This window comes from Actibacterium sp. D185-2, from assembly GCF_054954595.1.
Map to the genome: position 1 here is coordinate 66639 of NZ_JBPWNX010000013.1, position 22016 is coordinate 88654.

Annotated in this window: 27 protein-coding genes; 13 read left to right on the plus strand and 14 right to left on the minus strand. The window is 60.6% G+C overall.

The window, feature by feature from the left end; translation table 11 throughout:
- The first annotated feature begins 4 nt into the window (after nt 1–4).
- From ACSR1C_RS16490 to ACSR1C_RS16505, 4 genes are all read left to right on the plus strand, one after another.
- Nucleotides 5–934: an exo-alpha-sialidase gene (locus ACSR1C_RS16490; protein ID WP_321172468.1), complete on the plus strand. Its 930-nt coding sequence runs from the start codon at nt 5–7 to the stop codon at nt 932–934.
- Nucleotides 934–1428, plus strand: coding sequence for a DUF411 domain-containing protein (locus tag ACSR1C_RS16495; protein ID WP_009503856.1), 495 nt, complete (start codon nt 934–936; stop codon nt 1426–1428). Before ACSR1C_RS16490 ends, ACSR1C_RS16495 begins: the two co-directional genes overlap by 1 nt.
- Entirely contained in the window at nt 1421–1942 is a 522-nt protein-coding gene (locus ACSR1C_RS16500; RefSeq protein ID WP_152334945.1) for a c-type cytochrome, read from the plus strand. The genes ACSR1C_RS16495 and ACSR1C_RS16500 overlap by 8 nt, the downstream gene beginning before the upstream one ends.
- A 291-nt stretch (nt 1943–2233) precedes the next feature.
- Nucleotides 2234–2896: a L,D-transpeptidase gene (locus ACSR1C_RS16505; protein WP_009503854.1), complete on the plus strand. Its 663-nt coding sequence runs from the start codon at nt 2234–2236 to the stop codon at nt 2894–2896.
- Between the two features lie 47 nt (nt 2897–2943).
- On the opposite strand, the gene ACSR1C_RS16510 is transcribed toward ACSR1C_RS16505, so the two are convergent.
- Complete coding sequence (locus ACSR1C_RS16510; protein WP_009503853.1) at nt 2944–3228, minus strand: hypothetical protein; 285 nt, start codon at nt 3226–3228, stop codon at nt 2944–2946.
- A gap of 182 nt (nt 3229–3410) precedes the next feature.
- Here ACSR1C_RS16510 and ACSR1C_RS16515 point away from each other — a divergent pair, with 182 nt between their 5' ends.
- From ACSR1C_RS16515 to ACSR1C_RS16525, 3 genes are all read left to right on the plus strand, one after another.
- Nucleotides 3411–5765 carry a heavy metal translocating P-type ATPase gene (locus ACSR1C_RS16515; protein WP_009503852.1) on the plus strand — a complete coding sequence of 785 codons (2355 nt, stop codon included), beginning with the start codon at nt 3411–3413 and terminating at the stop codon, nt 5763–5765.
- Nucleotides 5766–5799: 34 nt separating this feature from the next.
- Nucleotides 5800–6087, plus strand: coding sequence for a TFIIB-type zinc ribbon-containing protein (locus tag ACSR1C_RS16520; protein ID WP_009503851.1), 288 nt, complete (start codon nt 5800–5802; stop codon nt 6085–6087).
- Nucleotides 6088–6269: 182 nt separating this feature from the next.
- The gene (locus ACSR1C_RS16525) at nt 6270–6782 is read left to right on the plus strand and encodes a L,D-transpeptidase family protein (RefSeq protein ID WP_034452039.1); all 513 of its coding nucleotides are present in this window, start codon (nt 6270–6272) and stop codon (nt 6780–6782) included.
- A 219-nt stretch (nt 6783–7001) separates the two neighbouring features.
- Here ACSR1C_RS16525 and ACSR1C_RS16530 read toward each other — a convergent pair whose 3' ends face one another.
- From ACSR1C_RS16530 to ACSR1C_RS16590, 13 genes are all read right to left on the minus strand, one after another.
- The gene (locus ACSR1C_RS16530) at nt 7002–8003 is read right to left on the minus strand and encodes a cytochrome c oxidase assembly protein (RefSeq protein WP_009503849.1); all 1002 of its coding nucleotides are present in this window, start codon (nt 8001–8003) and stop codon (nt 7002–7004) included.
- Nucleotides 8000–9865: a penicillin acylase family protein gene (locus tag ACSR1C_RS16535; RefSeq protein WP_242656843.1), complete on the minus strand. Its 1866-nt coding sequence runs from the start codon at nt 9863–9865 to the stop codon at nt 8000–8002. The genes ACSR1C_RS16530 and ACSR1C_RS16535 overlap by 4 nt, the downstream gene beginning before the upstream one ends.
- Before the next feature lie 96 nt (nt 9866–9961).
- A complete protein-coding gene (locus tag ACSR1C_RS16540; protein WP_009503847.1) occupies nt 9962–10129 on the minus strand; it encodes a hypothetical protein in 168 nt (55 codons plus the stop codon).
- Nucleotides 10120–11733 (minus strand): apolipoprotein N-acyltransferase, encoded by a 1614-nt coding sequence (lnt, locus tag ACSR1C_RS16545; RefSeq protein WP_009503846.1) that lies wholly within the window; start codon nt 11731–11733, stop codon nt 10120–10122. Before lnt ends, ACSR1C_RS16540 begins: the two co-directional genes overlap by 10 nt.
- Nucleotides 11700–12158 (minus strand): signal peptidase II, encoded by a 459-nt coding sequence (gene lspA, locus ACSR1C_RS16550; protein ID WP_009503845.1) that lies wholly within the window; start codon nt 12156–12158, stop codon nt 11700–11702. The genes lnt and lspA overlap by 34 nt, the downstream gene beginning before the upstream one ends.
- A gap of 28 nt (nt 12159–12186) precedes the next feature.
- Nucleotides 12187–12969, minus strand: coding sequence for a ZIP family metal transporter (locus ACSR1C_RS16555; RefSeq protein ID WP_009503844.1), 783 nt, complete (start codon nt 12967–12969; stop codon nt 12187–12189).
- Nucleotides 12970–12981: 12 nt separating this feature from the next.
- Nucleotides 12982–13437, minus strand: coding sequence for a DUF411 domain-containing protein (locus tag ACSR1C_RS16560; RefSeq protein WP_009503843.1), 456 nt, complete (start codon nt 13435–13437; stop codon nt 12982–12984).
- Nucleotides 13438–13440: 3 nt separating this feature from the next.
- On the minus strand, nt 13441–14814 hold the full coding sequence (locus ACSR1C_RS16565) for a M23 family metallopeptidase (protein WP_034452033.1): 1374 nt from the start codon (nt 14812–14814) through the stop codon (nt 13441–13443).
- Nucleotides 14811–15437, minus strand: coding sequence for an SCO family protein (locus ACSR1C_RS16570; protein ID WP_009503841.1), 627 nt, complete (start codon nt 15435–15437; stop codon nt 14811–14813). Before ACSR1C_RS16570 ends, ACSR1C_RS16565 begins: the two co-directional genes overlap by 4 nt.
- Nucleotides 15437–15904: a copper chaperone PCu(A)C gene (locus ACSR1C_RS16575; RefSeq protein ID WP_009503840.1), complete on the minus strand. Its 468-nt coding sequence runs from the start codon at nt 15902–15904 to the stop codon at nt 15437–15439. The genes ACSR1C_RS16570 and ACSR1C_RS16575 overlap by 1 nt, the downstream gene beginning before the upstream one ends.
- 23 nt (nt 15905–15927) lie before the next feature.
- Nucleotides 15928–16587 (minus strand): DsbA family protein, encoded by a 660-nt coding sequence (locus ACSR1C_RS16580; protein ID WP_009503839.1) that lies wholly within the window; start codon nt 16585–16587, stop codon nt 15928–15930.
- Nucleotides 16584–17006, minus strand: a complete 423-nt coding sequence (locus ACSR1C_RS16585) for a disulfide bond formation protein B (RefSeq protein WP_009503838.1) — start codon at nt 17004–17006, stop codon at nt 16584–16586. The genes ACSR1C_RS16580 and ACSR1C_RS16585 overlap by 4 nt, the downstream gene beginning before the upstream one ends.
- A gap of 5 nt (nt 17007–17011) precedes the next feature.
- Nucleotides 17012–17614, minus strand: coding sequence for an SCO family protein (locus ACSR1C_RS16590; RefSeq protein WP_460260420.1), 603 nt, complete (start codon nt 17612–17614; stop codon nt 17012–17014).
- A 171-nt stretch (nt 17615–17785) separates the two neighbouring features.
- Between ACSR1C_RS16590 and ACSR1C_RS16595 the strand changes: the two genes are divergently transcribed.
- The 6 genes from ACSR1C_RS16595 to ACSR1C_RS16620 all read left to right on the plus strand — a co-directional run bounded on the left by ACSR1C_RS16595 (nt 17786) and on the right by ACSR1C_RS16620 (nt 21617).
- A complete protein-coding gene (locus ACSR1C_RS16595) occupies nt 17786–18202 on the plus strand; it encodes a MerR family transcriptional regulator (protein WP_034452058.1) in 417 nt (138 codons plus the stop codon).
- Between the two features lie 115 nt (nt 18203–18317).
- The gene (locus tag ACSR1C_RS16600; protein ID WP_009503835.1) at nt 18318–18896 is read left to right on the plus strand and encodes a cation efflux transmembrane domain-containing protein; all 579 of its coding nucleotides are present in this window, start codon (nt 18318–18320) and stop codon (nt 18894–18896) included.
- A 95-nt stretch (nt 18897–18991) separates the two neighbouring features.
- On the plus strand, nt 18992–19747 hold the full coding sequence (locus ACSR1C_RS16605) for a transglutaminase-like domain-containing protein (RefSeq protein ID WP_009503834.1): 756 nt from the start codon (nt 18992–18994) through the stop codon (nt 19745–19747).
- A complete protein-coding gene (locus tag ACSR1C_RS16610) occupies nt 19737–20702 on the plus strand; it encodes a cation diffusion facilitator family transporter (RefSeq protein WP_009503833.1) in 966 nt (321 codons plus the stop codon). The genes ACSR1C_RS16605 and ACSR1C_RS16610 overlap by 11 nt, the downstream gene beginning before the upstream one ends.
- Nucleotides 20674–21036, plus strand: a complete 363-nt coding sequence (locus ACSR1C_RS16615) for a SpoIIAA family protein (protein WP_009503832.1) — start codon at nt 20674–20676, stop codon at nt 21034–21036. Before ACSR1C_RS16610 ends, ACSR1C_RS16615 begins: the two co-directional genes overlap by 29 nt.
- Nucleotides 21037–21257: 221 nt before the next feature.
- Nucleotides 21258–21617, plus strand: coding sequence for a hypothetical protein (locus tag ACSR1C_RS16620; protein ID WP_083840590.1), 360 nt, complete (start codon nt 21258–21260; stop codon nt 21615–21617).
- Nucleotides 21618–22016 lie beyond the last annotated feature (399 nt).

Sequence of the window (22016 nt, forward strand, 5' to 3'; positions counted from 1 at the left end):
CAGATTGAAGTCGATTGAGATTGGATTTCGGCCAAACCGGCGCAAGGTACTCACCGCGGCACTCAGTATCGGCGTCGCTTCGATGTTGCCGAGGTTCGCACTCGCGGCGAGCGATGGTGATCCAGCGGCACTTGCCTTTGATGGTGATACCATCCTGCTGGCGAGAGGAGGGCTGTTCGTCAGTGATAATGGCGGCCGGACTTGGACCGCGGCAGAGACACCCGGAAAAGTGCTGTCGCTGGCGACCCATCGCGACCGGCCCGGACTTGTGGTTGCGGGGCTGGCCGAGGGCGGTGTCAGCATTTCCGAGGACGGGGGCGCTTCGTGGCGCGTCAGTGAAGCTGGGCTGCCTGACGGAGAGATCAATGCCGTTGCCATCGCCTCGCGGAACCCGGACATGATCTATGCCTCGCTTCGCGGCGACGGGTTGTGGAAGAGCGAGGACGCCGGTGCAACCTGGTCGCTCGCCATGGACCGCCCCTGGCTCGACGACGCAGAGCGCGATCCTCTTGCTCTGGCTTCGATCGAGCTTGAGACCGGCATGGGCGGCATTTGGATCTATGCGGGCACCGAGGTTGGCCTAACACGGGTGCCCGATTGCTTTTGTCGCTGGCAGGACGTGCAGCCAGGCAACGCGATGGAAGCATTGGTTGCGGGTGAAGCCCCACCGTCCGAAGCGCCATTGCCAGGCGGTGAACCGATCCTGTCGCTGGCCAGTTCCCCCTCGGCGCCGGAAGTGATGTATGCCGCGCTGCGTTCGGGCCTCTGGGCATCGCAGGACGGCGGAGTCATCTGGCAAAAGCGGGCCAGCATAGCTGCGACCGCCGTTGCGGTTCATCCCAGAGACGAGACCTACATCGCTGCCCTGTTGGGCGGCATCTTGAAAATCAGCCGTGACGGCGGCGCAACCTGGATCGAAACAGGAGAACAATGATGGAGAAAATGATGCAGAGAAGAAACGCGCTTGGTCTGATTGGCAGCGGCATTGTCGGAATGGTGGGTCTGACCACATCGGCTTGGGCGCAAGCCACAGGCGATGTGGCGCCCGGTCTGGCGGGCAGCGAAAGGCAGATCACCATCTGGCGCGATCCGGGCTGCGGCTGTTGTGATGCCTATGGGGATTACCTCGAAGAACACGGCTTTACCGTTACGCGTGTGGATGACCGCGACTTCGACAAACGCTCGGTCGAAGTCGGTGTGCCCGCCCAGGGCATCGGCTGCCACTTGGCCGAGATCGACGGCTACTATGTCAGCGGTCTCGTCCCGGTCGACATCATTGATCGGCTGCTGGAAACCCGTCCGGCGATAACGGGTATCACCTTGCCGGGAATGCCCGCGAACGCGCCGGGCATGGCTGCGGTCAAGTCAGGCACGCTCAGGACCTACGCCTTTGGCCCAGAGGGAATTTCAGTCTATGCCGATGAATAAGGGGCCGAAAAACCGATTGGCGAAGGGTGCGATCAGGCGGTCAGTGCAACTGGCTGTTATTGTGTCCGCGCTCGCAACCACCGGCCTTGTGGTGCTGGCCCAATCGGAACCGGCGGATCCGCTTGTCGAGGGACTCAGGTTTCTAGGAGAACCCGTCTTCGCAGCCGAAGTCGCTGCGGGTGAACAGCTCTATGCTGAGAACTGCGCCATTTGCCATGGTGCGAACCTCGAAGGCCAGCCCGATTGGCGTCGGCGTCTTGACACGGGAAGAATGCCGGCCCCACCGCATGACGAAACCGGCCACACTTGGCACCATTCAGACCGCATGCTTTTTCAGATCACCAAAGGCGGGGTCGGGGCCGTCGTGCCGGGATACGAGAGCGACATGCCGGCCTTCGGAGAGGATCTGATAGACGCAGAGATCGCGGCGATCCTCGTCTACATCAAGAGCACCTGGCCTGAGCGACAACGTGAGTTCCAAGCCGAAGTGTCAACCAATGACACGGGCGGGTGAAGATCGACAGGGTGTCAGGATAGTATCTTTCGACGAAAGCCGATCCACCGGGGGACCAATTCGACATATCTGTCCTACTCCGCCCCCCGACTCCCGCTTTACCAGGCTAATTCGGACCTGACCTAGTTGGCCGTTAACCCGACCGCAAGGCAAGCATGTGCTACCAGGGTCGCGTGCATGCGTTCACGAAAATTTGCCCTTGAACCTCTAGCCACTAGAAGTCCTATCTAGTCGACGAGAATGTATATCGTTCTTGCCATTGATCGCCGGTGGGAACCGAAAGGGTATGACATGCTGACAAGACGACACTTTATTCAAACGACAACAGCGCTCTTTTCGGCGACTGTGGCCAACCCTGTGTTTGCCGATAGCTGGCCCACCGAAGCGCAGAAGGCTGAATGGGACGCGCAAGTCAGCCCGCCCGGCTTCGATCCGGCCACGTCAAACCCTTGGGGGCTACACCCGCGCTTCTTGCCTCAGCGTGTGGACGCGAAGGACGGCCTCGTGCCGGGAGACATCCATGTCGATGCGGTTGCGCGATATCTCTACCACATTGAGGAGGGTGGAACCGCGATGCGCTACGGCGTGGCGATCGCGCGGGGCAACCTCTACGAGCCAGGTGTTTATAACATCAAGCGCAAGGTCAGGTGGCCGCACTGGACGCCGACACAGAACATGATCGAGCGGGATCCCGAAAACGCAAGATGGGCCGACGGGATGGAACCCGGCCCTCAAAACGCCTTGGGATCGCGGGCGCTCTATCTCTATGTCGGAGATCGCGACACCTATCTTCGGATACACGGCACACCCTATCCGAGAAGCATCGGAGGGCGCGCGAGTTCGGGTTGCGTGCGGATGGTTATGGCACACATCAACGAGCTTTATCCGAACGTCGAGATTGGATCGACAGCACATCTTTATTCGGCTGAGGACAGTGTTACCGCGAGAAGTTGAATGAGGTAATTAGCTTTGAGCGAAATGATGTGACGTGCGGGTCGTCGTCACGCTTCCCGCGCGACGCAGATCGGATTGCCGTTCGCCGTGCGCAGCGGCAGCAAGGTCGTTTCAACGGGGCCGCTGTGTTCGTACCAGTAGCACCCGTCTTCCGGCACCAAGCGCGCGGTTGCAACATCCTGATCCGGGGCAGCCATTGCAATCACAGCTTCGGGAACGTTGCCCCGCCGGTCTGCCGAGTCGCCTGGTCCAGTCGGCTGGATTGCGCACCCGGCCGTAAGCGACAGCGCCACTGCAACCATTATTTTTTGCTTCAGCATCAAAACCCGCATCAAGCTTCCTTTCGTGTCTGTTTTTCTTTGCATCGGCTTTTCATGCTTCAAGGCGTGATAGAGCCGGTCACCGCATCCTCTAGCAATAAATCAAACTGAAATACCACCGTATTTTGCTCTTGAAGCTCTAGCTACTGTAGGGGCTATGTCATGGTAAAGCACCCGAATCCAGAGGTCCGTTCATGCCGTCCGACACCCATCGTCACGACCACGATCACGCCGAAGATGCCCAGACAAGCGGCGGCAGCTGCTGCGGGAGCGCCGGAACGTGCGGCGACATCGTTCCGACGACGCCCGCGCCAGCGGGCGGGCGCAGTTTTCAGGTGTCCGGCCTCGATTGCGCCGAGGAGGTAGCAATCCTGAACAAGGTGGTCGGCCCGAAGATCGGCGGGGCCGAGCATCTCGCGTTCGACGTGATCAATGGACGGATGACTATTCTCGACAGCGCCAAGAGTGTATCGGACGGCGAAATTGCAGAGCTGGTCGCAAGCACCGGCATGACCGCCAAGCCCTGGGATGCCGAAAACGCGTCGGTCGACCAGGCGGCCCATCTTGCACGCCAGCGGCTGTTTACGGCGCTCAGTGGCGGCTTCTGGGCCGCGGGATATCTGTGGCACATCATCGAGACCGGCATGGGGGGGGCACTCGGCCTCTTCGCAGGGCACGGCGAGGCGCCGATGCCACTGGTCGAGGCAGGGCTATTCGCGGTTGCGATCCTGTTCGGTGTTTGGCTCGTGGCGCCCAAGGCATGGTCGTCCGCACGGCGGCTGTCGCCCGACATGAACCTGCTCATGGTAGTCGCAGTCGCGGGTGCAATTGGCCTCGGCGAATTTTTCGAGGCGGCGACGGTTGCGTTCTTCTTCTCGCTCTCGCTTTTCCTCGAAAGCTGGAGCGTCGGGCGTGCGAGGAATGCGGTTTCAGCTCTGCTGGACCTGGCGCCGCCGACGGCAAGAATTCTTTATGATGACGGTTCGGAAGCGGACGTACCGGCTTCCGCGGTTGCTATCAACGCACGTTTCGTCGTGCGCGGCGGAGACCGCATCCCATTGGATGGTGAGGTTGTCGATGGGGCAGGGGCCGTCGATCAGGCGCCAATCACCGGAGAGAGTGCGCTGGTCCCAAAGGAACGGGGCGACGATGTCTATGCCGGTACGATCAACGGCGAAGGCACACTGACGGTGCGCGCCACGAAGGCCGCCTCGGACACCGTGTTGGCCAAGATTATCCGCATGGTCGGCGACGCCCATGCTCGCCGCGCGCCGGTGGAGCAGTGGGTGGCGAAATTTGCCCGCATCTACACGCCTATCGTCATGGCTCTCGCCATCGCAATTGCCCTGGTGCCGCCGCTCATTTTCGGTGGGGCCTGGGATTATTGGTTCTACAATGCACTCGTGCTGCTGGTGATCGCCTGCCCGTGTGCTCTGGTCATCTCGACACCGGTCTCCATCGTCGCTGCACTCACAGCCTCTGCGCGGGCGGGGGTGCTGATCAAGGGCGGTGCATATGTTGAGGCACCGGGCAAGACCACTGCATTGGCCATGGACAAGACCGGCACGATCACCATGGGCGAGCCCGAGGTGGCGGCGGTGCATCCGCTGGGCAAAGCATCGGCGCAAGATCTGATGACCCTCGCCGCTGGGCTGGAGGCACGTTCCTCGCATCCCTTGGCGCGTGCCATTCTCGCGCGGGCAGAAGCCGACGGCATCAATGTGTCCGCCGCGGAAGACACCCGAACCGTTCCCGGTAGGGGACTTGAAGGACGCACAGACGGCCGGTCGATCTGGCTAGGGTCCGACCGGTTTGCCGAGGAGAAGGGTTTCGGCGACGCCATTCCGAAGGATCTGCGCGACCGCATCGAAGGGGCTGGCAGCACCCTTGTTGCCGTGGGCGACGACACCGGCGTGACCGGCATCCTGGAATTGCGCGACCGTATCCGCCCCGACGCCAAGGGCATCGTGGCACAGCTCCACGCGCAAGGCGTGAAGACCATCGTCATGTTGACGGGCGACAACGAGCGGACAGCGCGCGCCGTTGCAGCCGAGGTCGGCATCGACGAGGTCCGTGCCGAGCTTTTGCCCGAAGACAAGGTGACAGCCATCGAAGAACTGGTCGAAACGCATGACATGGTGGCCATGATCGGCGACGGGGTGAACGACGCCCCCGCCATGGCGCGCGCGCATTACGCCATCGCGATGGGCGCTGTTGGTTCGGACGCGGCAATCGAGACGGCGGATATTGCCCTGATGACCGACGACCTCGGCAAGGTGCCTTGGCTGATCGGTCATTCGCGCCGGACAATGTCGATTATCCATCAGAACATCGGTATTTCCTTGGCGACCAAGGGCGTTTTCGTTGTCGCTACCGCGTTCGGACTGGCATCGATGTGGGGCGCTATTGCAGCCGACGTAGGAGTGTCATTGCTGGTGGTGGCCAACGCCCTGCGCCTGCTTAACAGCCAAGAGGCCAAGGCGCCGCCGTCCGGCGGTGAACAGGTTGGCGAAGGCTTGGCCAAAGGGGCGCTGGCACATGGTCATTGAACTGGGAGAACCCGGAAAGGAGCCGAGACGAGACATGAGCGTGAAGGGCAGGATGATGTGTCCGGTTTGCGAGGTGCCCTTGAGCATGACCGACCGCCAGGGGATCGAGATCGACTTCTGTCCCGATTGCCGGGGTGTCTGGCTCGACCGGGGCGAACTGGACAAGATCATCGAGCGTTCGGCACCCGATGTGGCGCCTCAGCGGGTGCCTGAGCCGCGCGGCTACGACGATGATCGCGGCTACCGGCGCGGAAAGCACGGCGGCGGCGACGGCAAGCACGGCTATCGGCGCAAATCCTGGCTTCACGAGTTGTTCGATTAAGGCTTGCCGTGGCCTCCCTGCCGGTCGCCCTCAAGGCGCTGCGGTAGGCCCGCAAGGCATTCAGCGGTGAGCAGGTTGGTCCAGAGATCGCAAAGGCCGCGCTTGCCCACGGACATTGATCACGCAGCATTTGCAAGGTAACGTAATGTCCATATCAGACCTCACGAAAGAGGCATCGAGCAGTGAAAACCATCCGATTTCCCCGCCGCGCCGTCCTGTTAGGCGGGTTGGCAGCGTTTTTGTCCGGCTGTGCCAGCAAGTTCCGCAGCTATGGCGGACCCGAGGTGACCCGTGTTCGGCTTTATAAGGGGCAGCGTTGGCTTGTTCTAGACGGAGCCGATCGCGTATTGCAAACCTATCCGGTCGGGCTGGGTTTCGCTCCTGAGGGTCACAAGCAATTCGAGGGAGACGGCCGGACCCCTGAGGGCGCTTACGTAGTCGATAAGCGCAACCCCGACAGTACGTATCATCTTTCGGTTGGCATCTCCTATCCGAATGAGGCCGACATCGCCTTTGCTGAAGCGCAGGGCCTTTCCCCCGGCGGCGACATCTTCATCCATGGTGGTCCACGCCCAGGCATCGACCCAACGGACGTCCGCGACTGGACAGCTGGCTGCATCGCGGTCACAGATCGGCAGATCGAGGACATCTATGCAATGGTGAAAGATGGAACACCGATCGACATCTACGCCTGATGGGAGGAGATGATCTTCCGTCAGATCAGGCAAATCGTCGGCACATGGCCACGTTGATCGCTTCGATGGCGATCACGGCCAAAGTGACGCTCGCCGCCGTGGGCCAGCGCAAGCACCCGGTACGCGTAAGGACACTACAATATGTGTCCCGCCGTGGCAGTGGCGAAACAGGCGGGCCCTAGCGGGGAAGAATACGTCTGGTCTCATGTCGAATTCAATCTATCCGAGGGCATAGACGATGGTCACGACGGTAATCATGACAACCATGAACATCGAGAATGCGCCGAGGGCGAGCGTACGGCCCATGTCCCGGTTCGGCTTCTCTACTTTCAGACGCAGTTCCTCCGCGGTTTCCGGAAACTCGAGCGCCGCCGCATTCGTTTGGCGCATCAGGTCGTAGCGGGACGTCCAGCGCCGTTCCTCCGCCGCGTTCCAGCCGTTCAGCACCAGAATGATTGCCGCGATGAGAACCATCGACGACGGGACCCAGATTACGTAGCCACCGATTGTCTCGTCAGCCAGGGCGCGAAGTCGACCACCGCTCGCTGCGATGATTTCTGATCCATAGAGGGGCACCTCCTTGAGCGTTGTCAGGGAGCCCAGAAAGATGTTGGAAACGATCACCACGAACCCTGACATCAGCCGAGCGCCGCGCCGCGCTCCTTCAGGCGGATCACGCAGATCGAACAGCATAGCAAAGTACCAAAGCCCAGCAAGCACCATAGACAGATGTGCCAGCGCTTCCATCGCCGCAATACGTTGTGTAAGGGCGTAGATCATCGGGATCTGCCAGACGAAAAGCGCACCAATCAACAAGGAGGTGGCAGATGCAGGAAGCGCCAAGAATCGCGGGATGCGCGCACGCCCAATCGCGGCAAGGCGTCGGCGCCATTCCCTTTTCAATCCGGCTTGAAGGCCAAGCCAGGGCTGAGAAACCGCGATAAGAAGCGGTCCTACCAGTCGCAGAAGAAGATGCTCGACCTGATGTACCGAAAACAGACTGTGCCCCAATGGCGCGAGCGGCCCATTCGTCGCGACGAGGACGGCCGCGAGGCCGACAAAGAAGGCGGTTCGACGCCAACCAGAAACCCTTCCGAGACAGCGAGCGTGTATTTTGAGCCCACGCAAAAACAGCCATACTGTAAGACCGACAACAATGAGCGACACCGGTGACAGCACATAGCCGAAAGGGTCGTAAAGAAAGAAGAAGTTTGTGATCATTCGCTCTGGCCCTCGCTCATCCGAGGGTTGTCGGAGGTAGCCGGTGTGAGCCGCGAGATCCCGGAAGCGCCGCCACGGGCCAGTGACAGATCGGTCGACATGGCGAGGTATTCGCCTTGTATCCACGAGGGAAAGAGATTGTCGTAGAATCGAGATAGCGGATGTCCCGACTGTCCGGCGGGCGTGATGTAGTATGATCCCGCTGCTTCCGATATCGACATGACCGCCTGAAAATTGCTTCCGGCACTCACAAGGAATGGACGGTCTTCTTCAACACCAAATGATGTCAAGAATTGCGTAAACGGATCGCCTGAAATCGGCGCTTGAAGGGACAGCAGGTCGGTCAGCAACCCACGTGAACTGATCGGCGACCACTGCATGTCCAATCTATGCTCCTCCCCCCAGGTCCACGTCGAGGGATCGCGCCCATATCGATCGACCAGCCAGCCAAGGGCATCATCCAGGGCCACGCGAACCTGCTCCTCGCATGTCTCGCGAGGTGAGGATAGGCGGATGTCGCACCAGATTGCGCTACCGCGACGATCGCTGAGTACCGCATAAAGAAAGTTCGGGTTCGGACGGGTCCAGAGTTGCTGCGCTGCCGGAAATTCGTCTTTCAAAATGCGCTGCTGCAAAGCCCGGAGCCAAGTCCAGAACAGCAGAGGTTCCGGTGAATAGCGATCCATGTCGCCATTCCACGACGCAAGCCTGTCCAGTAGTTCACGACGAAGGTCGTTCGCATCGGTGCCTTCGATGCTGTCTCTGGACTGCACGAACCAAAGCTCCTTCGCCATCAGGGGCAGCAGGGTTCGCGCCACGGTACTTACGGTGTCCCTTTGAACACCGATGGCGCCTTCAGTCGAGAAGATCGATTGCCGCGCTTCAAGCTCCGCCAGTCGAATGTCGCGAAATGACAACGCTCGTACGGCTTCCTCTTTTGGCCATCGGGCAACGGTCTCTCGGTCAATGGCCAATGCCTCCATGCCTTTCGGCAACATGTCTGCGGCAACTCCGATGGCATCGGTCGCGTCGGCCGAACGCGTGAACAGCTCCAGCATCGTCAGGAAACCTGCCGCCTGCACGGGTGACGGCCCCCTTGGTGCCTCCTCGTCTGGCACGGGAAATGACCGGAAGGCCCAGGCGACGCGCGTATTGCGACCGACAATAACGAAAGGTACGCCCGGCATCGTGGCCCCTATGGCCGGCCCTGTCGAAAACTGAAGATCGGCGAGATACCATTCCGAGGGCAGCGACAGGGAACCGCTGATATCGGCGGCGAGAATTGGTGTCCCGGCAGCGGTTCGGTCACCGTCTATCGCCCATGCATCGAGGCGCTGCTGCGGATCAGTCGCAAATAGTTCGAGCACTTTTGGTCGATCCGACGGTATAATTGCACTTGATAAGCTCGGCGTTCCTTTCCGTGCGCTTTCCGGTCGCAGGCCATTCAGAAAAGACCGGGCAATCCTCAGGCTATCGCCAGGTGTCCAGGCATCGATCGACCGTTCGTCTGCGATCAACAGTTCCGGCGAGCCTCTGCCGCGCCCTCCCGCCGACACCAGCTCGAGCCACGCATTGACGCCGGCGGCATAGGATTCGAGCGCGTCTGAGACCGCTGGCGCAACGGACAATGTCTCATCGGATGGCCAAGAAGCTTCGGCCATTCGCCTTGCCCTTAACAGCTGACCGAGTCGGTCTTGCGCATGAACGAAGCCGATCGCGAAATAGACATCCGCGGCGGAACTCGCGGTAATGTGCGGGATTGCCGAGGCATCTCGCAGAATATCGACCGGTCCACCTAAGCCTGCTACCGAGAAGTCCTCGTTGTAGTCGGGAACGGATGCGCTCAGCAGAAAATAGACCAACCCGGAACCAACCGATGCCGTGATACAGATCGCCAAGAACCCGTACAGTAATATGTTGAAAAGACGTCTCACGTCGGTGCCGTTTCGAAACCCTTCTCATGCAAAGATGCGCAAGAGGACCACCGAAACGAAATAGGTGAGAAGACCGAAGGCGATCGCCGAACTCGCCGCATACTGGAGGATATCCAGCCGGTTTCCTTTTCGGCGTCGCGCCAGATATCCACCCCAGATCGCACCCGCGACAATGCCCGCGATTACCAGCATGACTTTTTCTCCGTTCGTGTTCTCTTGTTGCACCGGTGTGTGCCGACCAGACCTGCAGCCAGTCCCACGGCCCAAGTAGTGAAGATGAGAGCCAGCAGCGCCCAGTCGCCGAAGCGCGCATATAGCGTTGACGGATGAGCAGAGGGCAGAGCCGCATCTATTACACCGGTTTCTCCGTTGCCGAGCCGCGCGACGAGGTCACCGTTCGCGTCGATGACCGCGGAGATGCCCGTATTCGCGGCTCGGATGACAGGAAGGCCTTCCTCTACGGCGCGCATCCGTGCGGAAGCCAGATGCTGCTCGGGTCCGATGCTGGTGCCGAACCAGGCGTCGTTTGTCGCGTTGAAAATCCAGTCCGGCCTGAACAGGTCGTCGACCACATGGCTTGGGAAGATGATCTCATAGCAGATCGCCACGGCGACCAGGGGCACACCCGGAAGCGCAAGCGTTCGCGGGCCCGGTCCGGGCGTAAAATCGCCCAGACCCGCCGTGAGTCGCTCGATGGGCAACCAGCCACGGAATGGCACATATTCGCCGAAGGGTACGAGATGGTGTTTCGCGTATCCGGTCAGGATTCTGCCGGTCTCGCCAAAAGCCTGGACCGTGTTGAAATATCGGGTGCCATCCTCGCTCGGTACACGGTCCGGCACCCCGGTGAGCAGCATGCTGCCGTCTGGTAGCGCTGCGGCAATGCGATCCCGCGCCTCCGTATCCTCATCGAGGAAACCCGGAAAGGCGGTTTCCGGCCAAAGAAGAACGTCGAAATCGCCGGGCTGGGTTGAAAGCTCAACATAGCGCGCGAAGGTCGCCTCGCGGTTCTCGGGCGCCCATTTCTCCTCTTGTGGAATGTTGCCCTGGACGATGCGCAGGTCGACACCGGGTGGCTGTTGTGCATCCGACTGGAGGCGAAGCGTACCGACAGCCCACATCGTCGCGATGCCGGCCAGCGCCATGAGCGAAACGGTCAATCGTTGCCGCCCGGACGTCATGACAGCCGCGCCGGGAAGTGCCGCGACGAACACGCTGAGAAAGCTTAACCCATAGCTTCCGACCCAGGCGGCGGTCTGGCGAAGGGCGGCGTAGTCGGCAAGTGCGTAGCCGGCGAGGTTCCAGGGAAACCCTGTCAGAACGTGACCACGCAACCACTCGGTCGCGGTCCAGGAGGTCGTGAACAGGAGGCAGGCGAGGAGACTACCCAGGGCTCCGCACCGCGCGATTTCGGCGAAGAGCGCTGCGGCAATGGCTGGGAAAATTGCGAGACCTGCGGACAATCCCGCGACAGCCGGGATCGCCATCGCCCCGAACCGCTCGGCCTCGACGTAGAAACTCTCTGCAATCCACGAAATCCCGAAACCGAACTGGCCAAGACCAAACGCCCAGCCGACGAGGAAAGCACGCCCTAGGGAGAGATCGCGAAGACCGACAAAGAACGCGGAATAGGCAACGGGAACGAGCAGGAGAAGCGAGAAAGGCGGGAAAGTCAGAACGGTCAGCGCCCCGGCGGCGAAACCAAGCGTCATCCGCGAAAGCAAACGGTGGCGCAGAGCGATGCGGTTCAGAATTTTCGGTTTCACGACTTGATCGAACGCCGCGCGCTGATCCATGGCGCGGCGAGCAAGAGCCCCACGCCACTGACAACAAATATATCGGCCATGTTGAAGGCAGGCCAATGTGTTGTGCCAATGTAGAAATCGAGAAAGTCTGTTACAGCCCGATACCGCACACGATCGATAACATTGCCCAAGGCTCCGCCAATGATCGCGCCATAGGCAAGTGTTTCGACCGCATTTTCGGCGCGAAACAGCATAACCCCCAGCCAAACACAGATGGCAAGAGCGAGAGCGATGAGGCTCCACCACGGAGCGCCGCCCAGCATCCCGAAAGTCACGCCGTCATTACGATAAAAGACGAGGTTGAAACCCGGAAACACGGAAATCCCGGCGCTTAAAGTGACGGCATTCGCAACGACAATGGCTTTGGTGATCTGATCGATCGCGAACGCAGCAAGCGCTGCAAAGACGCCGATCATCGCAGATACTTTGTATGATGACATTGCCTCATCCCAACCAGACATCGAGAAACAGCATCAGAACGAGCCCGACTGCGAGACCGAGCGTCGCCCTGTTCTGATGGCCGCTGCGATGGGTTTCGGGGATGATTTCGTGGCTGATGACGTAGAGCATTGCGCCCGCGGCAAAGGCCAGTCCCCATGGCAGCAGCGGTTCCGACAGCGTGATGATCCCGGCCCCGAGCAGGCCGCCAATCGGCTCGACCATGCCCGTCAGCGCCGCGGTGCCCCAGGCGCGCAGCTTCGGATATCCCTCGCCCAGCAGAGATACAGCGACGGCCAATCCTTCGGGCGCATTCTGAAGCCCGATGCCGACAGCAAGCGGCAAACCGCCCTCCATACCTCCGGATCCGAAGCCGACCCCGACCGCGAGGCCTTCGGGGAAGTTGTGGATCGTGATCGCGATGATGAAAAGCCAGACCCGCCGCAAAGACGCCGCTTCGGGCCCTTCGCGTCCCGTCTTGAAATGCTCGTGCGGCAGCTTTTCGTTCATCAGCGCGACAGCCCCCATGCCCAAGAGGATCGAGACGCATACGATGGCCGCAGGCATCGCGCCGTTCTCGAACATCGGCTCGGCCGCATCCAATGCCGGGATGATCAGCGAAAAGAAGGAAGCGGCGAGCATCACACCGGCAGCGAAGCCGAGCGACAGATCGCGTGTGGCCCGCGACGGGATGCGTCCAAACAACACGGGAACTGCTCCGACTGCCGTGAGCGATCCGGCAGCCAGACTTCCGAGGAAGCCGAGCATGATCGGAGAGAGGTTTTCCATGGGCGGGCCAGGTTATCCTTCGCCGTAGCTCGAAAAGACTTCCGTCGACCCGTCCTCGCGGATGAGGAAGACATCATAGGCCTCGCGGTCGTCTTCTGGCCCCATGCCGGGCGAGCCATAGGGCATCCCAGGCACGGCGAGACCGACTGCGTCCGGGCGTTCCTCGAGCAGGCGGCGGATGTCAGCGGCCGGGACATGGCCTTCGATCACGTAGCCATCAATGAGCGCGGTGTGGCAGGAGACCATGCGCTGCGGCACGCCGTTGTCGAGCTTGAAGCGAACCAGCGACCCACCGAACATGTTCTCGCCCGTCGGCGCAAACCCGTTTTCTTCGAGATGGTTCATCCAAGACAGGCAGCAGCCGCATCCGTTCGTCTTGCGGACGTCGATCGCCGTTTCCTCTGCGAGGACCTGGGCCGCTGGTAACAGGGCAAGTGTGATTGCAAGAGCTTGGGTCATGCGTTTCATGGGTCAGAGCCTTTCGGTTGTCGTTTCGGCAATCTCGCTGCCGAGGTTTTCATTCAGAAGCGCGCGCGCCTCGGCCAGACGCGAGAGCGCGGCGGTATCATCCGCTTCGCTCTCGGCTGCTTCGGCGAGCCGGTCGTCAGAGAGCGGGTCAGTCGGGCGGCCGTCCACGAGGACTTCGTAGTGCAGGTTCGGACCTGTCGCCGTGCCCGTCGCGCCGACGCGGCCGATCACATCTCCCGCCGCAACGCGTTGGCCTTGTGCCAGATCTTCCGGCACGGCGCTCAGATGCGCGTAGCGCGTCATGGTGTCGGAGCCGTGCGAGATTTCGACCACTCGACCATAGCCGCCCCGCCAGCCGATGAAACTGACCCGCCCCGGTGCCGTCGATTGAACCGGTGTACCACGTGCCGCTGCGAAATCGACGCCGGTGTGCATCCGGACGTTGCCAAAGACCGGATGCGTGCGGCGTCCGAACACCGAGCTGAGGCGCGCACCCTCGACCGGCTGTGCGAAGACGCGCAGCACCTCGCCATCGACGTAGATCGTCGCCTGACCGCTGCCGTCGTCCGGCCATACGATCTCGTAAAGCGAACCGCCGATCTCCAGTGCGGCGAAGGCGAGTTCGGGCTGTCCGATCCTGTCCTCGCCGACCCGCGCCTCACGCCAGAGAAGCCTTAGTGTTTCGCCGCCGGCCATCTCGCGGCGGAAATCCACGGTCCCACCCAGCATCTGCGCAAGGTCCACGGAAAAACGGGCGGGTATGCCGGCTTCGTCGAGTGCCGCGAAGATCGAGCTGTCGATCACGGCTTCGCCGACAAGGGTTACGATCTCCGGATCCGGAGCCACGACCTGTATGGACAACTGCTCGCCGAAAACCACCTCGATCCGAACCCCGTCCTCGACGGCGAGTGAGACGGTGCGGGGGCTGCCGTCCACGGTCGAAGCGACAGTGACCGAGTGCCCCGGCCGCAGCCGTCGCAGATCGTATTCCGCGCCAAGCGCGAGGGCAACTTCGGCTCTGTCAGGTGCCGCAAGTCCAGCTTCGGACAGCAAGAAATCGAGCGTCTCGCCAGGTGAAATGTCGCGCGACCACGTCGACAGCGGTGGCTCGATCGCCCTTACCGGCCTGTCGGCAAACGCGACCTGCAGAAGGGGTAGGGGGCCGAGGTCGGGTGCATCCTCTGCCCATGCCGTCGCGGGCAGCGTCACGAGGATTTCAACGTTTCTAGGGGCTTCAGGACCTTGGGGCATCCAGCTACCTGCCTGGGCAAGTTCCGGCGGCACGGGTTCTTTCGGCATGAAATCAGAGATGGCGATAGCCGCTCCCAAAACCGTCCCCGCAATTGCGACACCCGCCGCCAAAGTTCTGAGCCTCATGTCGCCCCCTCCATTTCTTCTGCCAGCGCGCGGCGAATTTTCGGCACCGCGAATTCTCTGGGTTCGTGATAGTCGATCATGGTGACGAACCGCCCGGAGGCTGCGAACAGGAAGACGTTCGCGCTGTGGTTCATCGTGTAATCGCCGCTCTCCGTCGGCACCCGCTCGTAGGTGGCGCGGAAGCTGTCCGCGACGCGCGCGATCTGCTCCTCCGGCCCCGTCCAGCCGCGGATCGCCGGATGGAAGTAGCCGACATATTCGGCCATCGTTTCGACAGTGTCGCGCTCTGGATCGACCGTGATGAAAACCACATTCATCTCTTCGGCCTCGTCTCCCAGATCGTCGAGCCATTCCGAAATGTCAGAGAGTGTGGTCGGGCAGACATCCGGACAGTAGGTGAAGCCGAAGAACGCCATCGTCGGGCGGCCGATCAGGGTTTCTGGCCCGACCGCGTTGCCCTCATGATCCGTCAGACGGAAATCCATCTCGGTCAGGGCCACAGGCCGCTGCCCGACAGGTTCGGGTCCACCGGGTCCATCGACCTGCCACCAACCGACGAAGAGCATCAGGGCGACCGCCCCGACACCAGCCGCGCCGTACCCCAGGATCGCCCGTCGCCGCATCAGTCCTCTGGCCCCCGCGCGGCGATTCCGAGGATCGGCACCTCGACCGTCACTTCGCCTCCGTCGTCGAAAAGCAGGGTCAGCGGAAAGGTGTCCCCTTCCGTCATCGGTTCTTGTAGCCGCATCAGCATTGCGTGCAGGCCCCCCGGTTCGAGCGCGACGCTCTCGCCCGGGGCGATCGCGATCTCCCCCGCCGGGCTCATGGAACTCACACCTTCGGCATTTGTCTTCGTCTCGTGAATTTCGGGCATCATCGCGAGCGGTGTTGTAAGGCCGATCAGCGTCACTGGCTCGTCGCCAGTGTTGCGGATCGTCATGTAAGCGGCCCCGGGACGGTTCATCCCGATGGAGGCGCGGGACCACGCGTTCTCGACGACAACATCCTCGGGTCCGGCCAGCGCGGGCGCTGAGAACCCTCCAAGGGTCAAAAGCGCCGCCAGTGTGCTGGTCAAAATATACTTTTTCATCGTTCTGATCCTGCCCTTTCCATTCAGCTTTGCGCGGCAGCGACTTCGGCAGCCACCAGACGACGCAATTCTGCCTCTCCGAATGGATCGAGCGGCATGCCGTTCACGAAGAATGTGGGCGTCTGACGAATTCCCACGGTCTCGACGTCAGCACGATCCTGGTTCAGGATCGCCACGACATCGGGTGCCAGCATTTGCGTGCGCGCGGCCTCGGCATCGAGTCCGGCCGTGGCGGCGATCTGAAGGATCAGGCCAGGCGCCGGGGCACCGTGCGACGCCCATCTCGGCTGTTCCCGCAGAACGGCCTCAAGCACCGGCACGTAAACGTCCTGCATGCGCGCCGCCTCGAGCACGCGGATCGCTTCCTCGGATGCCGCGCCGTGGAAGGGCGTGTAGCGGATCACGACGCGGACAGCATCCCCATGCTCGGCCATGATGTCCTTCACGATGGGATGAAAGGCGCGACAGGCCTCGCAGGCCGGATCGAAGAATTCGACGATCGTGACGGGCGCCTCCGCAGGTCCGAGGATGGGCGAGTAGGGGCGGATCATCGCCTCAGCAAGTTCCGGCGCAACAGGCTCCGCTTCGGCCACCGGGCCGGGGCGGGTTGCAAACCAGGTGGCTCCGCCGAAACCGGCGACGCCGATGGCGAAAACGGACAGGATCAGGCCGCGTCGGTTCATGTTCGTGTGTCCTTCAATGAAAGGGCCGACAGCGCCCCGATCAGCGCGAAGGCGACGAGCGCCATCAGCGGGATAGGGACGCCGAAGACCAGTTGGTTGTCATCGGTGCAAGAGGGGCCGGTGGCTGTGCAAGGCTGGATGCGTTCGGGAACAAGACCGACGTACAGCCCCATGTGCCACAGGGCGACTGCGCCGCCGCCAAGCGCCAATGCGATGCCGTAGCGCCCCACACGGCCGTCCCGCCACCACAGGCCCAGCCCGAGGATAATGGCCAAGGGGAACATGAAGGCGCGCTGGAACCAGCACAGCACACAGGGCGTCTGCCCCAGCACCTCGCCGATAAAAAGCACGGCAAGTGAGGCAACGAGCGCGATGATCCACGCCAGCCCGAGGGCTGTTTCTCCGGACATACGGTTCATGTCGGTCAGATCCTCTCTTCCAGATCGGCGAGGATCTCTTCGGCGGAGGTGCCGTAGGGCCAGGAGTCGGCAAAGCCTGCCTCGGGGTCGAAGAGGAACAGATGCGACGTGTGGCCCACGGTGTACCCATCCGGCGCTGCGGCCTCTTCGACGCGCTCAAAGAAGATTGGAAATGTCTCGGACGTGGCGGCGATCTGTTCCGGCGTGCCCGTCAGCCCGATGATGCCCGCATCGAACAGCGGGACGTATTCGGCGAGTGCTGGGGGCATGTCTCGTTCAGGGTCGATTGTTATGAAAATCGGCTGGACCTTGGCGGCATCGTCGCCCAGACCGTCCATCACCGCCGCGACCTCAGATAGGGTCGTCGGGCAGACGTCGGGGCAGTTGGTAAACCCGAAAAAAACCAGCATCCAGCGCCCCGCAAAGTCCTCCTCGGTTTGAACCATACCCTGGTGGTCCGTCAGTTCGAACTCAGCGAAAAAAGGCGGCTCGGCGTCGGTTCGGGCGCTATCGGCACGATAATCGGACCATAGCAAAAGCCATACGAAGGCAAGCGCTGCCACGCCTGCCAAAACCCAAAGAAACTTCTGTGCCGATGTAAGGGACAATCCTGTTCGCCTGTTTTTGATTCTTATTGCATGTGCGGATACATCCTCTAGCCGCTAGAGGTTCAAGCACGAAATCATGGTATAGCTTGAACTCACGCGTCTGTGAATCCGGCACTTGTTTATTCCGACGGCAAAACCTACACAAACTGTATCTTTTTCATGGAGGCGAAAATGCTCACGATCGGTACTCTGTCAAAGAAGACCGGCACAAAGGTGCAGACCATCCGGTACTACGAACAGATTGGGCTCATGCCCGAACCTGGCAGGACCGAAGGCGGACAGAGGCGCTACGACAATGCACAGCTCGACCGACTGTCCTTCATCCGCCATTCGCGGCAACTTGGTTTCTCGCTCGATGCGATCCGCGAGCTGCTCGACCTCAGCGACCATCCCAACCGCCCCTGCGACGAGGCAGATGCCATCGCGCGTCGCCAGCTCAAACAGGTGGAGCAGCGCATGGCCCGCCTGAAGGCGCTGCGCACGGAACTGAAACGGATGGTCCACGAGTGCAGCGGCGGGCGGACGGCGGATTGCCGGGTGCTCGAAGTGCTGCGGGACCATTCGGAATGCTTGACCGAGCACGAGTAAATCGGGGCCTGAAGGAATTCAGCCAACATTCCGGCTGGAACGCAAATCAGCCGTGGAAGTTATTGTGTCGTACAACACAGGCTGGAACCACAAAATGGCCGCTAGACAAGATTCAATGGAGAGACGAACACTTTGGATCGTTCTAGCGCTCAATATCGGTTTGGCTGTAGCCTTTTTCGCAACAGGCGCCTTCGGCGACTCAAGTGCCCTGATCGCCAACGGGCTCGATAACCTCTCCGACAGCTTCGTCTACGCGATCAGCCTTTTCGCTTTGTCCCGATCCGACAAATGGAAACGCGGGGCGGCGAACATCTCCGGTGGGCTGCTGATCCTGTTCGCTGCAGGCATCCTCTACGATGCGTGGCGCCGCTACATCGGCGGGTCAGATCCGCTCGGGACGATCATGATCGCCATGGCCCTGATTGCGGCGGCCATCAACGCAGTCTGCGTCTGGCTGCTCGCTAAGCTCAAAAATCCGGACGTCAACATCCGCGCGGCCAACACCTTCAGTTACAACGATTTCGCCGCGAACCTCGGAATCGTCTTGGCTGGCGGCCTCGTCGCCTGGCTGGGAACCAACTGGCCGGACCTCGTCGTCGGCGTGATTGTCGCCGGGATCGCGGCCTGGTGCGGTATCGATATTCTACGCGACGCACACGGCGAACACCACAAAGCGGTTCACACGGGCAAATAGTTGCGGGAGATTCTTTCTGAAGAAAGGGTTGAAGCTATAGTGCCTATAGCAATTAGGTTTGTTCCAAGACGATTCGAGGAGCGACTCCGTTGCAGATGACCGACCCTTTACTTGCACCCACCAAACTACTGGATTTTGATGCCGCGCCTCTTGCGCATCTAATTGAGACCCGCGGCTGGCGCGGCTTATCCGAATACGATCGGATCGGAGCTGCCTATGATTTCGTTCGGAATGAAATCGCGTTCGGATACAATCGAGCTGACGACATCCCCGCATCCGAAGTGCTTTCCGACGGCTATGGGCAGTGCAATACCAAAGGCACGCTCTTGATGGCGCTGCTGCGTGGTGTCGGCATTCGTTGCCGGTTGCATGGGTTTACGATCCACAAAGGCTTGCAGCGCGGAGTTGTCCCAGAGTTGGTGTATCCGCTTGCTCCTCAGGAAATTCTCCACTCATGGGTTGAGATCGAATATCAAGGTGCTTGGATCAATTTCGAAGGCTTCATCCTGGATGACGCTTTCCTCAAAGTCCTGCAAACGTCTTTCTCGGACACGGACAGTCTCTGCGGTTATGGCGCGGGCACGGATTGTCTTGGCGCGCCTCCCGTCGCCTGGAACGGAGAAGATACCTACATTCAGAAAACCGGCATCGTGCAAGATTTCGGCGTGTTTGATACGCCGGACGCCTTCTATTTGTCCCATGAGCAATCCTTTGGATGGCTGCGTGGTGCCCTTTACCGTCATATCATCCGCCACTGGATGAATGCGCGCGTACGTGGTTTCCGCAGCGGCCGCCTCAAGACTGACGGACGCGCGACACACGCGCATAAGGAGCCTGCCAATGCCGCATGATCATGGGCACGCGCATATTGATCCGGATACTGGCGATCGGCGGGTTGCCATCGCGATCTGGGCGAACGGGCTTCTTACCGTTGCGCAGATCGTCGGGGGCATATTCTCGGGTAGTCTGGCACTGATCGCCGATGCGCTGCACAACTTTTCCGATATGGCCTCGCTTGTCATTGCCTTCGCCGCACGCAAGATCGCGCGCCGCCCGGCCGATGAGCGCATGACCTTCGGCTATGGTCGGGTCGAAATCGTCGCGGCCCTGGTTAACTACACCACCCTGATTTTGATCGGCTTCTACCTGATCTACGAAGGTGGCATGCGCATGATTGATCCACCCGAAGTCATGGGTTGGACCGTCGTCATTCTCGGTGGAATTGCGCTTGTGGTCGACACGCTGACCGCAATGCTGACCTATTCGATGCAGAAGGGCAGCGTGAACATCCGCGCGCTTTTCCTGCATAACCTGTCGGACGCGCTTGCTTCGGTCGCGGTTATCGTTGGTGGGTCGCTGATCATCCTTTACGACATGCGTTGGGTCGATCCTGCCATCACCATCGGCATCGCGATCTACATCCTGTATCTGTCTTTCACTGAAATAGGCGGCCCAATCCGAACCCTGATGCTCGGGAGCCCGCCGGACATCGACAACGAGGCCGTCGTCGAAGCGATGCGGAAAGTCGAAGGCGTCGCCGACGTCCACTACGTCCATCTCTGGCAAATGCAAGAGCACGAGGCTGCGCTCGACTGCCATGTCGTCGTGGCAGCCGAGGGCTGGTCGAAGATCGAAGAGATCAAGAGCGCGATCAAGAAGCGGCTGAAGGAAGAGTTCGGCATCAGCCATTCCAGTCTCGAATTTGAGCATGAGGATCGCGCTCATCAGAACGCCGATCTCTACGGTCACGGCAACGCAAGTGAAAAGGAGAAGACCAATGTTCAAGGAAACGCTGACCGAGCATGATGATGTCATCGGGCTCGTCTGCGAAGGCAAGTTGACAGAGGCAGACTTCAAGAAAATGCACGCGCTGCTTCATGAACGTCTTGGAACAACCGATAATCCGGGTCTGGTTCTCAACCTTACAAGTTTCGAGGGCTACGAAGAGCCTTCGGCGATCCTGGAAGATCTGAAGATCGACACCGCCCACGTGAACGATTTCCGTCGCATAGCGGTTGTCGGAGAACGCAGATGGATGGAATGGGGCGCACGGGTGGTCAACCTACTGACGGGCTCCGAGATGCAGTGGTTCGAATCCAGCGATACCGAGTCCGCAATTGCGTGGGCGCGTGACGGGTAGCCAACGATTCTGCAAGAAAAGGACTAACTGAATTGGATATGGAATAATGCTTCTGGCGGATCCGGACCTACTACGTAGCGACGTTAACCGGGTACTGTGTGCCGATGTGCGATTCGAGTGAAATGAGATCCGCCTCAAGATCGTGAGGCTACAGGGGCATCACGTCCAAGTTACAGAATATCGCTTGACCTCCCCTTACTGGAAGGTTCTAAGAATTGTTCATGTTCCGCGTTTTTCGCCTTGTTTTGATTCTCATGCTGACCTTCGGTGCCGTGACTGCGCCGGATGTGTCATCGGCCAATATGTCGGACACGGCGATGGCGCAGATGGAAACCGCCGAAAGCGCCGATGGCCTCTGCAATGGTTGCTATCCCGCCGGATTTGCTGACGGTACTGCCTGTGAAGGTGGGTGTCCTGTTCCCTGCGGCTCCAGCGGTACGGCTGGCCTCCTTGCCAAGATGCCGTCAGCGCGGCTCACGAGGCCGTTTGGTACTGCCGTCCGGGGTGCCGAACCTTTGATCCCACTCGGCGCGAATCCGTCGCTTGATCCATTCCCTCCCAAACTGCCTCTCGGAACCTGAAACCGGCCTCGCCTGCTGCGAGGCCTGATTGTTGCCTTGGCCGAAGCTGGCTGAGTGCGACCTTTTCAGATCAAGGCAGTTGCGATGATCCTCCACAGACCGATTTCACGAAGGCACGTGCTTCGCACAGGTGCCGCATTCACAGCCCTATCCGCTCTGTCACCTGCACAAATGGCGATGGCCGATCCAACTGGGGACCCATTCGTCCTACGCGCGGCATCCGGACAGGCCGCCCTGCGCCCGTCACCATACGGCCCGACTAATGTCTGGAGCTATAAGGCCCCATCGGAAGGTTTCTTCGTAGAACCACGCTAAGGAAGAACGAAGCCTGAACATGGCTTACAGCGTGGCATTTCTGATCGCCTTGTAAGCTGTTGATCTGCCTATGCCGAGGTGTTT